General features: G+C 46.9%; 11 protein-coding genes. 7 read left to right on the top strand and 4 right to left on the bottom strand.

What is annotated here, in order from left to right; all coding sequences use genetic code 11:
* Window positions 1–61 precede the first annotated feature (61 nt).
* Window positions 62–1,792, bottom strand: coding sequence for a zinc ribbon domain-containing protein (locus tag MNQ98_RS00550; protein WP_241931436.1), 1,731 nt, complete (start codon window positions 1,790–1,792; stop codon window positions 62–64).
* Between the two features lie 24 nt (window positions 1,793–1,816).
* A complete protein-coding gene (locus MNQ98_RS00545; RefSeq protein WP_241931435.1) occupies window positions 1,817–2,713 on the bottom strand; it encodes a zinc ribbon domain-containing protein in 897 nt (298 codons plus the stop codon).
* 329 nt (window positions 2,714–3,042) lie between these two features.
* On the opposite strand from MNQ98_RS00545, the gene MNQ98_RS00540 reads away from it, so the two are divergent.
* The 3 genes from MNQ98_RS00540 to MNQ98_RS00530 all read left to right on the top strand — a co-directional run bounded on the left by MNQ98_RS00540 (window position 3,043) and on the right by MNQ98_RS00530 (window position 6,540).
* Entirely contained in the window at window positions 3,043–3,723 is a 681-nt protein-coding gene (locus MNQ98_RS00540) for a DNA-3-methyladenine glycosylase (protein WP_241931434.1), read from the top strand.
* A 154-nt stretch (window positions 3,724–3,877) separates the two neighbouring features.
* A complete protein-coding gene (locus tag MNQ98_RS00535) occupies window positions 3,878–4,267 on the top strand; it encodes an ArsR/SmtB family transcription factor (RefSeq protein ID WP_241931433.1) in 390 nt (129 codons plus the stop codon).
* Between the two features lie 2 nt (window positions 4,268–4,269).
* Entirely contained in the window at window positions 4,270–6,540 is a 2,271-nt protein-coding gene (locus tag MNQ98_RS00530; RefSeq protein WP_241931432.1) for a heavy metal translocating P-type ATPase, read from the top strand.
* A gap of 93 nt (window positions 6,541–6,633) precedes the next feature.
* Here the strand turns inward: MNQ98_RS00530 and MNQ98_RS00525 are convergent, their stop codons facing one another.
* On the bottom strand, window positions 6,634–7,446 hold the full coding sequence (locus MNQ98_RS00525) for an endonuclease/exonuclease/phosphatase family protein (protein WP_241931431.1): 813 nt from the start codon (window positions 7,444–7,446) through the stop codon (window positions 6,634–6,636).
* A gap of 118 nt (window positions 7,447–7,564) precedes the next feature.
* On the opposite strand from MNQ98_RS00525, the gene MNQ98_RS00520 reads away from it, so the two are divergent.
* Together MNQ98_RS00520 and MNQ98_RS00515 are read left to right on the top strand one after the other, a co-directional pair.
* The gene (locus MNQ98_RS00520; RefSeq protein WP_241931430.1) at window positions 7,565–8,815 is read left to right on the top strand and encodes an amidohydrolase; all 1,251 of its coding nucleotides are present in this window, start codon (window positions 7,565–7,567) and stop codon (window positions 8,813–8,815) included.
* A gap of 102 nt (window positions 8,816–8,917) precedes the next feature.
* Window positions 8,918–10,096 carry a copper amine oxidase N-terminal domain-containing protein gene (locus tag MNQ98_RS00515; RefSeq protein ID WP_241931429.1) on the top strand — a complete coding sequence of 393 codons (1,179 nt, stop codon included), beginning with the start codon at window positions 8,918–8,920 and terminating at the stop codon, window positions 10,094–10,096.
* A gap of 127 nt (window positions 10,097–10,223) precedes the next feature.
* Here the strand turns inward: MNQ98_RS00515 and MNQ98_RS00510 are convergent, their stop codons facing one another.
* Entirely contained in the window at window positions 10,224–10,739 is a 516-nt protein-coding gene (locus MNQ98_RS00510; protein ID WP_241931428.1) for a YwhD family protein, read from the bottom strand.
* A 150-nt stretch (window positions 10,740–10,889) separates the two neighbouring features.
* On the opposite strand from MNQ98_RS00510, the gene MNQ98_RS00505 reads away from it, so the two are divergent.
* Window positions 10,890–12,878, top strand: coding sequence for a M1 family metallopeptidase (locus MNQ98_RS00505; protein ID WP_241931427.1), 1,989 nt, complete (start codon window positions 10,890–10,892; stop codon window positions 12,876–12,878).
* 11 nt (window positions 12,879–12,889) lie between these two features.
* Entirely contained in the window at window positions 12,890–13,714 is an 825-nt protein-coding gene (locus tag MNQ98_RS00500) for a hypothetical protein (RefSeq protein ID WP_241931426.1), read from the top strand.
* Window positions 13,715–13,995: the final 281 nt, after the last annotated feature.

Below are 13,995 nucleotides of genomic sequence, written 5' to 3'. Positions count from 1 at the left end.
GATCCATGCAGGGCTTATCTTCACTTCATTACTGCTCATCCGCGCTCAGCAGCTTGTAAGCCTAGAGCTTGCCATCTGTAACCTTAATAACACTTTCGGCAGGTGGATCCTCTTCTGCAGTCTTATTCCAAGTCGATTCATAAGTCACTGACTTGTCTTCTTTATATTCCTGGAGATCCTCTGTCTTGAATCCCCAAGTGTTGGCAATGAAATCCACTTTCCAGATGCCCTGATTCTCATCATACGTCAGGCCTGTTTCGCTATAAGCCTCCTGCATTTCAAGGAATGGTGACGCGCCTTCGACATAGGTGGCTGCTTCAATCAAAGGCTTCATGATGAGTGTCAAATACCATTTACCGCCCTGAATGTCGAGATCAAAGGAGCCGATATCAAATACCGTACCTACATAATTGGCCTTGTAAGCGTAGCCGCTATCTTTAAACTGATCAATGACGTTTTGAAACACAGTTTTATAATTATCTGTTGAAACCGTGAGTTTACCTGCATCCCCAGATGCAAAAGCGTCCAGATTCTCCTTCGCATGCTCGATAATCGTATCCTTGATTGTCTTTTGGAAGCTCTCCTGCATTGTAAAATCAAGATCGATATAATCATCCTTTATCGGTACTTCAGCACTTTTCATCGTCCCCCATGGAAAATCGGCCTCCACGGCCAAGGTCATGGAGCCATCCATAGTGACTGGCCCAAATTCAGGGTGATCAAAAGGGTTTACCTCTACCTTCTTGCCGTTAATATACAAGCGCCCATTCAAATCGGCCTGCTCTGAAAAGCGGGTATCCCATCTGACAACCTCACCGTCCAATCCAAAATATGCACTATAGGACTCTTTCGGATAAAGCAGCTGTACCTCTTTAGCCTCCTGCAGATCGATAAACTCGTTATTGAATCTGGCCTCCAGTTGGTATAACCCAGGTACATAAGGGCCAAGCTTGGTCTTATAATCTGGAGCATTGGCTACGGCCGCCTGCTGCCCGTTCACAGTCAACACCGTACCTGCGTAATTCGTCTCTACGCTGATGTATACGCCATCGATGGTGAGTATATAGTTATCATAAAAAAGCACTTTACCGCTCTTCTCCAGATTAATGATACTGTTCAAGCCGAGATTGCCAAATACATCTATTAATTGAGCTCCCTCAGCGGATTCTGCTGCAGCTGTCTGCTCTTTCAGCGTGTTGACTATCTCTTCATGTTCACCCGGATGCTGGTCCAGATAATTCATGAAACCTGAGATCGACTTCTCGTCGATAACCAGATCCTTGTTCTTAGAGGTTAGCAGTTGGGCAACAGCTTTATGATCTTTGGACTCCAGTGCTTTCTCGAACCGTTCGATGAGCCGTTCCTCGGATGTGAAATACTCTCCGACTTTATAGCTTCCAAAAAGAGCTACCAACAAGAGTACGCCCGACAAAATTAATACTTTCCGCTTCCGGCTCATCCGTACAGATGTGGCTGCAACTTCAGCTTCATGGGATAAACCAGCAGTCGTTCCGATGGAAACCGCGACCGCGCTCTCACCCTGAGCCGAAGTCAAAGAAGAGCCGCCTTGCGGTTGGGGATCTATCTCTTCCTCTGATCTGGAGACAGTGCTGAATCCGGTAGAACGATCGATACTCAGCCCAGTTGCAGTATTCTCATCTGACAGTCTATCCTCTGGTAGAGCTTCTTGAGACTTCTTTTCTCCGGCCGCCGGTCTCACCAAGGCACCACATTCTTTGCAAAACTGAGCCTGCTCAGATAATGCTGTACCACATTCTGTACAAAATCTCATGTCGTATAAATTCCTCTCATTATTTTAAAACCCGAAGAAATTAGATGACCCCAACATGGATCCTACCGAGTCACCCAAAATAAATATCGTAAGGAATACAGCGACATAAATAAGCAGAATGGAATACAGCGTGTCAATTCCACCGGGCGACTCCCGCTTGTAGCTCAGCGTAATCAGTGCGGGAATTGTAAAGATCGTACCTAACAACGCGATAGCTATAAACAGTTTGCCGATCCCGATTCCCATTAACAGAAAGATAAAAGCTGCTAAAACAATGACGATAAACGGAATAAGCAGCGTACCGAAACGGGCAATAACTTCCTTCAGGCCTACCCTCCGATTCGTTGAAAGCTTTACGGCTCCGAATGTGTATACGGCAATCAAAAATATAAACAAGGTCAGCCAAAACACGGGTTTCAGCACAATGTCCACGAACGGACTTCTCATATACCCGCGAGCTGATCCGAGCGACAAGTACAGCATTAACGGGAGTAATATGGCGAAAATGACCATAGATATGATTCCGTTCAACAACTGCTCACTGCCTGTTTTTTTAGCGACGCGGAGCGGGCTTTTCAAACCGGTAACAAAATAATTGAAATAAATTTTTGAATTCTGCTTGGCACTATCCAGATACGGTTTAAGCTGTGAAGATTCACTTTCCGCTTGTCCAGACGAAGAATGCTCTGTCGGCGGCGGAGCCGTGAAGGCAGTATGCGGGTTACCCGCTGGGGCTTTAAATTTAACCGTCTCTACTTCCTTAGGAAATGTTGTTGTCGTGTTCTCTGAACTATGTATCTCTTGGTGTTCATCTGGCTGAACTGCAACTCTTCCCTCTACTTCATATTCAAGCTTGGACCCACATTTCTCACAAAACTTGGCGTCCACATTCTCATGTCCGCAGATCTTACAAACCATCATCTTACCTCCTTGTTTGGTTGCACATACTTTTGGATTCGAAAGCAGGAACGAAGAACTGGTTCATCCTGTATACTACTTATGTACCGGGAATACGAAGTACCTATTATATGTAAGCATGATATGTTCGCCCTAAGTATACATCGTATAACATCCAAAGTATGTGATTCTGGCACTATTTAAGATACTAGTATAAGTGTGGCGGTATACGAATGGAAGCATTTTCTTGTTTGCAGCTTACGTGCCACTCAAAGAGGTATGCTCGAATTTGTTTATACTATATATAAAGATTCTATATAAGATTCGTACTTAACAAAGAAAGGTACTTCCTGATGAATTCAAATAAAAAAGATAACTCACAGCTCTATGGCCGGCCTCTGCCGCCTTCTATTTATACCGCCACCGCACTTGAAGCCGCGCCCAAGCTTCTTGGACAAACACTGGTACGCTGTACCGAGGACGGTGATATCCGGTGCAAAATCGTGGAAACAGAAAGTTACGGAGGCAAAGAAGACAAAGGGTCACACGCATTTGGCGCCAGACGAACAGCCCGGACGGAGATGTTGTTTCAGGCAGGCGGTGCATGTTATGTGTATCTGATCTACGGCATGTATCACTGCGTCAATGTGGTCACCGGTGACGAAGATGATCCGCATGCGGTCCTGATTCGGGCCGTAGAGCCTTTGACATCCCGGGACGCGGAGCTAATGCAGCTTTACCGCGGTAAGCTTCCTGCTGGCAAAGCTGCCAATCTGAGCAACGGGCCTGGTAAGCTGTGCCGTGCTCTCCGTATTGACAAAAGTCTGAACGGCTGCCAACTGAACCGTATGGATGGACCATTATATCTTGAACTAGGCGCAGGTACCTCTGGTCTTTCAATTGTTCAGGGACCACGTATTAACATTCCTTATGCGGAAGAGTATGCAGCTAAGCCTTGGCGTTTTTATATCCAAGAGAACCCGTATGTGTCTGTGATCGATAAGAAAAACGACTTTCGACGTACTTCAAAGTAGACAGACCGCACATAGTAACAACAATCAAACCAACGTTTGAATAACGGTTGATTTTGGGTTATATTCAAGATAACAATCAAACTATTGTTTGAATATAATGGTTTGTAAATCCGAATAACGAAGTTTGATGGAACTACAATGGGAGGTAATGAGGGTGACTGCCAAAACGGATCCGATATCCTTTAACGAAACATTAGATATATGCGAAACATTTTGTCCCACTGCCGAGACGGTATCGCAGCTGAAGCAAGCTATATCGGAAGATGACATCATCGGCATGACCGAGATTTTCAAGGCTCTCGCTGACCCTACTCGGGTTAAGGTCGCATATATGCTGGACCAGGGTGGCGAGCTGTGTGTATGCGATGTAGCGGAGGTGCTTGGGAGCTCTACGGCAACGGCCTCCCACCATCTTCGAACATTAAAGAATAAGCATATCGCCAAATCACGCAAAGAAGGTAAAAATGTGTTTTATTCCTTAAAGGACGACCATATCCGTACCCTGCTTCATATGACACTGGAGCATCAGAAGGAGAAGGTGTAAGCATGAGCACTTATAACGAATCCGCACAGAGCGGCAAAGGAAAAGATGAGAACCAGAAGGAATACCGCGTCCAGGGTCTTTCCTGTCCAAACTGCACACGTGAAATGCAGGAAGAAATTCAGAAGCTTGAACATGGTCAGAATGCAAAACTGAGCTATAACAGCGGAAAGCTGACTCTTTCACCGAATGTAGACCTACGCCGTGTGGAAGGCATTTTAAAAAGCGACGGGGCCCGTATTATTTACATGGCAGATCATAGTGCCGCCGCAGCTTCAAGCTCTGACCACCCACATGGACATAGTCACGACCACAGCGCCCATGCTCATCAACATGATCATAGTCACAGTCACGATCACAGTGAAGGCCATGGACACGACCATAGCCACAGCTCAGGCCGAACTATGAAATGGGTGCTTTCGATTTCGGCTGTTTTTTATCTTCTTACGTTTGTTTTGGAAAACAATGTACCCGCTCCCGTCATTATTACCTTGTATGCTGCGGCCATGATTCTGAGCGGTTATACCACGTTCCTGCGAGGACTCCGGAACTTGACGAAGTTTAAATTTAATATGGATACGCTTATGACTGTGGCACTGATCGGTGCCGTGATCATTGGGGAATGGCGAGAAGCGACACTCGTAGCCATCTTGTTTGGTCTTAACGAGATGCTCGAAGGTTACGGAATGAACCGTGCCCGCCAGTCGATGGAAGCTCTGCTTGCCGCTGCCCCAAAAGAGGCGGAACTGCTCAAGGACGGTCAGACCGTGCGTGTGCCGATTGCGAGTCTTTCCCCAGGCGACATTGTACGTGTCCGCCCAGGAGAGAAAATCCCTTCCGATGGAGTCATTTCACAAGGCACTGGAGCAGTCAATGAGGCCGCCATCACCGGTGAGTCGGTGCCAGTTACCAAGCGGGAAGGCGACACCGTGTTCGGCGGCAGTATCAGTACGGACGGCCTGCTGAACATAGAGGTCACCAAAGCCTACGAGGACTCTTCCCTCGCCAAGATTATGCATCTGGTCCAAGAAGCACAGGACAGCAAGACTCCGACTGAGCTGTTCATCGATAAGTTCGCTAAATATTACACACCGGCAATCATGATCATTGCTTTGGCTGTTGCCGTGATCCCGCCGCTGCTACTTGGCCAACCTTGGATGACATGGGTGTACCAAGGTCTCTCCATCCTCATTGTCGGTTGTCCCTGTTCTCTGGTGCTCTCATCCCCGATTGCACTGGTTAGCGGTATGACCCGGTCCGCCCGCAACGGGATTTTGGTCAAAGGCGGCGTTCATATGGAGCAACTCGGACGGCTCGAAGCCATCGCTTTTGATAAGACCGGTACGCTAACACGCGGCGAACCTGCTGTATACGCGGAAACGGTATATGATGAAGAGAAATTTTACGCTATCACTGGCTCTATAGAACAATCTTCCTTGCATCCGTTGGCAAAAGCAGTCATGAAACACTTGGCTGCGAAGCAGCCGAAAGAGACATTTGCGGAGCCACTGCAGTCCACAGTGTTGCCAGGAGAAGGCGTCCGTGCTGAGGTCGGCGGAAATCTGTATTGGGTTGGCAGCGAGGAAGTGCTACGTTATGTGCAAGGCGGGCAGGAGAGCGTCATGGCCGCTGTACGTGAAGATATCCGAAAGCTGAAAGAGCAGGGATATACGATTATCGTGGCAACAGACGAGCATTCTGTACTTGGTCTATTCGGTTTGGCTGACGAGATCCGTGCGGAAACACCGGAAGTTATTTCTCAGCTGCATGAAGCCGGCATCACGAACACCGTCATGCTTACAGGAGACCACGAGCAATCCGCTCAGTCCATTGCCAAGCAGTCGGGTGTCACAAGCTTTTTCGCAAGTTTGCTCCCTGAGGAGAAAGTTGCCAAGATCAAAGAGCTGACACGCAAACAAAAGACCGGTATGGTCGGAGACGGTATCAATGATGCTCCTGCGCTTGCGGCAGCGGATTTAGGGATTGCCATGGGAAAAGGAACAGACAGTGCCATCGAGACCGCTGATGTGGTGTTGATGCAGGATCACCTTGGCAAGCTTCCGAGCGCAATCCGGACGGCAAGAAAGGTAAACAGCATTATCCGCTGGAATATTGGCATTTCGTTATCGCTGAAGGCCATTGCTCTGCTGCTGACAATTCCCGGCCTTCTGACTTTATGGATCGCCATTATTTCCGATATGGGCGCAACGATTCTTGTGACGATTCTCGGACTGACGATCTTGATGGGCAAAGACAACACGCCATCTTCATCCTGACAAGTTCCATGCACGCAAAAATCCCCTGTTTCTCGGCTTCAAGAGACAGGGGATTTCTTTTGCTGTAACTGCGGAATCGATTCACATGTGATTTTACCGCTTGAATATAACATCCGTTGCGATCGGCAGATGATCGGAAGCCTCCGCATGTATTACACGCTGGTTGGCATGCTGAACAGCAGGAGACGTCAGAATGTAATCGATAATTTCAGACGGATTAAATACTGGGAATGTGTATGCATCATCAATCCCCTGAAAGCTGTTTATGAATAAGCCGTTATCTAACAGCAGCTGAATCTCCTCGCTGTCAGGCTCCGCATTAAAATCCCCCGTCAATAAAGCCGGACCGTTTGAGGCAGAAGCTAGATCTATTATTTCCTGTACCTGAGCCATACGACTCGGGACGTCCAGCCCAAGATGGGTGTTGTACACATCCACATGAATACCCCGTACGTTCACGACAGCATGCAGAACGCCGCGCTGCTCTTTTCCAAAGCTGCTGAGCAGAATATTCTCCGAATGAAGGATAGGATATTTACTGAGAATGGCTGTGCCGTACTGCCTATTATTCGTCTGTCCTTCCCTAGACTCCAAATCAAGATTAGCACCGTAGGCATAGTGATACCCAAGTAGGCTCGCTAATTCCTTCGCTTGGTCTTTAAAGTCACTCCGAGCTCCGTAAAACCGGTCCACTTCCTGAAGGCCTACAATTTCTGCACCGGAATCACGAATGACATCTGCAATTCTGTTCAGGCTTAGCTCTCCATCTATACCGACCCCATGATGAATGTTGTAAGACATAACGGTAGTACCAACCTCTTTGCCGTACCCTTTTTCCGCTGCCTGTGTATCTAATGAGAACATAGAGACGACCAGCAAACTAACGACTAATGTAATAACTTTCATGAACGAATCTCCCTTCAAAACGATTCCAAAATATATTATACACTCTTCCTAATTTTCATATATATGGTGCTATGCTAACATAAGTCTATGAAATCACAAAAGGAGAGCGACTAATTGAATGAACAAGCTCATTACAGAATACTGGATTACTAACCTGCTCCTTGAGAGCGGTTATGCTTTTGAAGGCGAAGAGATTGTATCCACTTTAACAGAAAAATGCCATGTGAGAATTAACGCCGGCAAGTTCGCTGAGATTGTAACAGCCGAGACTCCTTTTCACTCCGAACTCCCCTGCTATGATGCTAATGCGCAGCTTCTGCTGCCTGCTTTTAGAGAAATGCACATCCACTTGGATAAAACGTACTATGGAGGTCCATGGCGAGCTGTTCGTCCAGCACCGAATGGAGTCTTTTCACGGATTGAAGAGGAAAAAGCGCTGCTCTCCACCCTGCTTCCAACGGCGAAGGATCGTGCGGAACAGCTATTAGAACTAGTCCTGAACAATGGTTCCACACATGTGCGTACCCATTGTAATATTGAACCGACTACCGGCCTGCGCAATTTAGAAGCTACCTTGCAAGCATTAGAGTCTTATCAAAATAAATGTACATATGAAATCGTCGCATTTCCTCAGCACGGGCTTTTGCACTCAGATTCAGTTCCACTTGTAAGCGAAGCATTGAGATCAGGTGCACATCTGGTCGGTGGACTCGATCCTGCTACCGTGGACGGGAATATCGAAGCTTCGCTCGATGCGATGGTACAGCTAGCGGTTGATGAGAATGCAGATATTGATATGCACTTGCATGATGCCGGTCATCTGGGGATATTTACGATGCGACGCTTAGCTGCCCTTACTCGGGAAATTGGTTGGCAAGGAAGAGTGACGATAAGTCATGGCTTTGGTCTAGCTGGAGTACCTGCTTTACTTGTTAGTGAAATAGCAGATCTATTCGCTGAACTGGGGATTACACTTGCTACAACAGTTCCGATAGGCACGATGACAATGCCCCTGCCGCTACTCTATGAGCGAGGAGCAAAGGTTGTTATTGGACAAGACAGCATTACAGATCACTGGTCGCCGTTTGGTACAGGGGATAATTTAGAGCGTGCAAGCATTTTTGCAGAATGTTACGGCTGGAGAAGCGAACGCAAGCTTGCTGAGGCACTAGGCTTCATTACAGATGGCTTACTGCCACTAGATCGTAATGGAACCCGCGTATGGCCTGCGGTTGGTGATGAAGCAAGCTGTGTGCTTGTAGCAGCAAGCTGCGCGGCAGAAGCAGTGGCGAGAAGAGCTCCAAGGAAAGCTGTCATACATAAGGGCAGCGTTGTATCTGGTGGAATCGCGCCATCCGAAGATTCCTAAGAAAGCAATCGATCTTATGGACACTACTTCAAACCTCGAATATGAAACTTTTCCCATCAAAGAAGCGTCTAGTATATATCACTTGTTGTGGAGGTGTATTTAATGAAATCAGTAAAGTCATATAAAATCACCGGGGCTGCGGCACTGGCTCTGACGCTTGTTCTCATGCCTTTATCTGGTGTCCTTTCAGGCTCAGCACAGGCGGCTTCTGCAGCAGTGGCCCAGAAAGAAAGCCAAAAAACATCCTGGAATGCGGAATTGACAAATGCGCCGTTTAAGAAAAACGGAGTTGTATTTGTTCCCATTAAGGAGCTATCGGAGTATTTGGATCTTCATATTACAGTGACACCTAATAAAAAATATGTGTATATTAATAGTCCCTTCGAGTCTGTCCGTATCGCATCTGGCCAGTCCAAAGCGATAAATGCCAAGGGAACAGCCATTGCCCTTGGAGCTACCCCGATTGTGAAACACGGCGTTACTTATGTTCCAACTTCACTCCTGGCTAAAAGCTTTGGAATCCCAGTAAAGTGGAACGGGAAATCCAAGGTTTCGCTTCAAGGAAGCAAACAATATGCTTCCGGAGCTGTCGGTGGCATGGTCTTCTGGTTAAGCCGTGAGGACGGTACATTACTAACTGGTCAAGCCGGTAGTGTCCCAAAGAAAGCCGGCAAGGCTTCAATAGAACGTATTGATCTACTCAATATCAAACCCCGTAAGATCAATCCCTCCAGCTACGTGGTGGATATAAACAACTCTTACGGCGAACCGCATATTCACGAGTCTCACATTCGTGTCCTCATTTATAACGGAAAGATTGTTAACGCAGGCAGCACCCATTACGCTAACTTTAGCGGCCGCAATACGAAACCGAATATAGACGACTATAAAGGAAATGTAGCGATCATGAACGGCAGCACTCTGCAGCTTGTCCACCCTACTGGGAAGGTAGTCAAAACGTATAATCTTGAGGCCATTACCGGTGTAAAGGATGATTTCGTTGTGGAAGCAATCGAACCGGAGTTTCTGCTAGTCCGCCCTTATAAAAAAGCAACGCTATTTATTGTTCATCCTACAGCTAAGCAATCTATTCTGATCTATCAAAAACTGCAGCTGGATGATGAAGCAAAGAAGCTGATTGAAGAATATCCTCCAAATGAAGCGGGCTATGTCGGCGATGGTCTGATATACACCGGATTTAAAAATCAGAAGCTGACCTTTAATTGGAGTCACCCCTTGCTTGATAAGAATAAAACGTTCACGTACAAGCTCCCCTTCTAAATAATAGTAGATCTCTCGATCCATCGGGAAATACTATTCATGTATCTCAAAATCGAAGTTTTATCCTTTCTTATCTCTTAAATAAAAGCCCGGACGGATCTTATCCGTACCGGGCTTCCTCAATTTATTATTCCGATTCCGTATCCAACGCCTGTTTAAACTCGTCAGAAGAGGCATTCCACCATTCCTCGTTTTTGGAGATCAGCAGATCCTTCAGTGCTTGCTTCTCCACGTTACCCAACCCATCAACAATGATTTTACGCTTCAGTGCCGCATCCAACTTATTCACGTGGTCAGCGAGAATTTTCCAGCCTCGCTTCGCTTCCTGATCGATCCACATCTCACATGCAGTCATACCGCCATAGTGCTGTCCCTCAGCTGTACGGTCCACGGCAACCCATACAATCCACAACTGACGACCGTTCGGTACATCCTCCCGGTTAGTGGAAAACCTAATGCCGCGTTCCACCTTGCTCTTCGCGTGCATTGCACCAATCTCAATTTTTGCTACTCCGCCGTCAATGATGACCGGAGATACACTGTTCAGATCAATGGAGCCTGCTCCGAACCCTTTGTGCTTGCTTTTACTGCTTATAATGTTAAGGGCAATCTGCTTCTTGTCTTTTTGTTCCTCATTCTCCATTACGGCAAAACCTCCTATGTAAGGACGGAAGAGACCTCCGCCTTGCTCATTCTTCTAATAACTAGTCCCAATAATTTTATTTTAACTAATAATCGCCTAAAAGCAAACATATACATGCTATAGATGCTTGTCAACGGGAGGTTGTTCGATATGGTCCCACCACGCGCCAAAGTCTTTCTTTCATCCCTGCTCGCCCTCGGTCTCCTTGGAGGGTCAATGCTGTTATTTCTGCAGGGTATCCATGTTTCAGCGCCTGTTCTCGCTCCAGAATTGGGCAAGCCTGCGATAGTGGAGAAAGCCCCGCTCTCCCCACCTAAAGCACAGTACGATGTACCTGCTCCTGCACTGAGCAACAGACTGGTTGAATATCACATGGATGTCAGGTTTGAGCCGGGCGAAAACAAATTGAAGGGAAAACAGACGATAACCTGGACTCATCCTGGTAAAAAAGCCGTAAACGAGCTTTACTTTCATCTTTACCCTAATGCTTTTGCATCCAAAGAAACCACGTTTATGAAGGAATCTGGTGGCAGACTTCGATCAGACCGTATGCCTGAGGACGGATTCGGATCCATGACGATTACGGGGATCAAAACAATTGAAGGGCTATCCCTGCTCCACCGTCTCCAATATGTGCAGCCTGATGATGGCAACGCGAAGGACAAAAGCCTGGTGAAGCTGCGTCTTCCGCGTTCTGTTAAAGGCGGAGAGAGCATTACGCTGAATATGGAATTTGAAGTCGATATGCCCAAAATCTTTGCACGTATGGGTACAGCTGATGATTTTGTAATGGCTGGACAATGGTTTCCGAAAATCAGCGTATACGAGCCTGCGGGAGTTCGAGATCGCACGGAGGAAGGTTGGAATCTCCATCAATACCATGGAAACTCTGAGTTTTATGCGGACTTCGGCATTTACAGCGTCCGTATCCGGGTGCCGGAGAACTATATTGTTGCAGCCACTGGTTTTCCGACCAAACCGGCCACAAAATCAAACGGTGAGAAGGTCTACCAATTCTACGCAGACGATGTTCATGACTTTGCCTGGGCAGCCTCGCCCAATTTTGTCGTATCGGAAGAGGCATTTTCTGCACCTGGTGTACCCGGTGTCCGCATTAAGCTTTACCTTGATCCGGTGCATAAAGACCTGAAAGACCGCTATTTTGATGCTGCCAAAGCAGCTTTATCCTCTTACGGTAAATGGTACGGCTCCTATCCGTACGCTACGTTGTCCATTGTAGTGCCTCCAGACGCTGGAAACGGCGCGGGCGGTATGGAATATCCGACGCTGGTGACCGCTTTCGGAGCCAAGGACGATTCGCCAGGGTACGAGCTGGAGCGCACGATCATCCATGAAATCGGACACCAATATTTTTACGGCATGATCGCGAACAATGAGTTCGAGGAGGCCTGGCTCGACGAAGGATTCACCTCCTATGCCGAGGATCGGGTAATGGAGCAGGAATACGGATTAACCACTAACACAGCAGCACAAGCTGCGGCCATATCCTCGCCTGAGCCGCTTAAACAGGAATCTTGGAAATACGGATCTCACGAAAAATACGCTTTGAACGTCTACACACGCGGCAAGCTGGTGCTGCAGGATATTGAACGCCTGGTCGGCACACAGACGATGGACAAAATCATGATGACTTATGCGAAAAAATACCGCTTCAAACATCCGACAACTAAAGATTTTCTACAGGTTGTGGAGCAAATCACCAAACAATCGTGGCAGCCTTATTTTGACCAATATGTATACGGTAACCTGATGGCTGACGTCGCTGTGGAGAACATTCAGACCCAAAATATCGGAACCCGGGAAGACCCCGCCTATAAGACGATTGTGACCATCGTGAGCAAGGGCGGCACCGTCTCCAACATCCCGATCAGATTTGCATTTGAGGACGGGAAGACGGTTGAAAAGGTGTGGGACGGCAAGAATGGAAAAACCCAGTATGAAATCAAACATAAATCTCCACTCATCTGGACAATGGTTGATCCGAAATACACGATCGTGCTCGAGAACAAACACATCAATAACTATATGAAGGCGGGAATGGATCCGAAAGCTGTCACGCGCTGGAACCTGAGCATCACCAAGCTGGTAGAGACACTATTCGGCAGCCTGTCATGGTAAGGGGGGAGAACATGAAAAGCTACGCAGGCAAAGGCTGGACCAGTGTGAAAGATCAGTTCTATGTTATTATTCTTCTGTTTCTGTATCGGCTTCTGTGGGGATATTGCCTGTATCGCCTTGTTAAATCAGCCGTCGTTCCGCTACTGATGCGATTCCCGGACCCTGCTCCGAATGAGCTTAGTAAGCTGTTGTATTTTTACGAGGGCGAAAAGGCCCTGACTCAAAGCAGTGACGTTCATACCTATGCCTGGATACTCATCTGTATGCTGATCATTCGGATGCTTCTGACTCCTCTTATTCATGCCGGTATATTTTACAATCTCCATCAAGAGGCGAAAGGCGAGCGAGGTCTGTTCTTCTTCAAGGGCATCCGTCAGCTATGGAAACCGGTAACTTTATTTTATGTGGTTGAGACGATTCTGACCTTTACCCCCGCATATTGGCTGGTGCCGAAAATGTTACCTTCACTATTAGCTGCCATTCGCGACCCGTCTACGTTGCTAAAGATCGCTCCTTACTTCGTCTGTTGGCTGTTGTATGCGTATCTCATTCATTTGTTCTTTCTTTATATGCAGTTCGGCAAAACAACTGGCATGGGCATGATATCCGCTCTGATGGTCTGTCTCCGTCACATCGGAAAGGCTATGCTCATCTCCATTACGATCGGCGGAACAGCGATAGCTCTTCTCCTTCTACTCAGCGGTATGTCCTTCCTATGGTCAGGTCTGATCGGGTTAATCATTCAGCAGACCTCCTATTTTGTGAGCAGTCTGTTCCAGTTGTGGAGCGTTACTGCTCAATATCATGTATGGCATACTCATAGTCGTCAAATTTGAAAATCGTTCACATATCCATAAGAAACTTAGCATAATCAAAAAAACTAATTTTTACCATAAATTCATGCATTATATGTCACTATCAAGCTCAAAAGATGCATAACGCTAGCCAACTAAATAAAAAAATCCCGTTCTCCTCTAGGAAGAACGGGATTTTTTATGTTCAAATATACTTTCCTCGTTTGCCAAAAAGTTAATACTCTGATAAAATAACGAATGTGTTAGTAACAACTTTGTCATCTTTCCTGTAACTATTTCATATGGATAAACTATCGTATACT

The sequence above is a fragment of the Paenibacillus sp. N3/727 genome (genome assembly GCF_022637315.1).
In the GTDB taxonomy this organism is placed as follows: domain Bacteria; phylum Bacillota; class Bacilli; order Paenibacillales; family Paenibacillaceae; genus Paenibacillus_AQ; species Paenibacillus_AQ uliginis.
Note: the sequence above shows the minus strand (reverse complement) of the source record. Positions and strands in the feature narration are given on the sequence as shown.

Coding starts and splice junctions, on each gene's coding strand:
- MNQ98_RS00510 (WP_241931428.1), bottom strand. CDS start 10,739: ATGGAGAATGAGGAACAAAAAGACAAGAAGCAGATTGCCCTTAACATT.
- MNQ98_RS00540 (WP_241931434.1), top strand. CDS start 3,043: ATGAATTCAAATAAAAAAGATAACTCACAGCTCTATGGCCGGCCTCTG.
- MNQ98_RS00505 (WP_241931427.1), top strand. CDS start 10,890: ATGGTCCCACCACGCGCCAAAGTCTTTCTTTCATCCCTGCTCGCCCTC.
- MNQ98_RS00500 (WP_241931426.1), top strand. CDS start 12,890: ATGAAAAGCTACGCAGGCAAAGGCTGGACCAGTGTGAAAGATCAGTTC.
- MNQ98_RS00520 (WP_241931430.1), top strand. CDS start 7,565: ATGAACAAGCTCATTACAGAATACTGGATTACTAACCTGCTCCTTGAG.
- MNQ98_RS00530 (WP_241931432.1), top strand. CDS start 4,270: ATGAGCACTTATAACGAATCCGCACAGAGCGGCAAAGGAAAAGATGAG.
- MNQ98_RS00515 (WP_241931429.1), top strand. CDS start 8,918: ATGAAATCAGTAAAGTCATATAAAATCACCGGGGCTGCGGCACTGGCT.
- MNQ98_RS00525 (WP_241931431.1), bottom strand. CDS start 7,446: ATGAAAGTTATTACATTAGTCGTTAGTTTGCTGGTCGTCTCTATGTTC.
- MNQ98_RS00545 (WP_241931435.1), bottom strand. CDS start 2,713: ATGATGGTTTGTAAGATCTGCGGACATGAGAATGTGGACGCCAAGTTT.
- MNQ98_RS00550 (WP_241931436.1), bottom strand. CDS start 1,792: ATGAGATTTTGTACAGAATGTGGTACAGCATTATCTGAGCAGGCTCAG.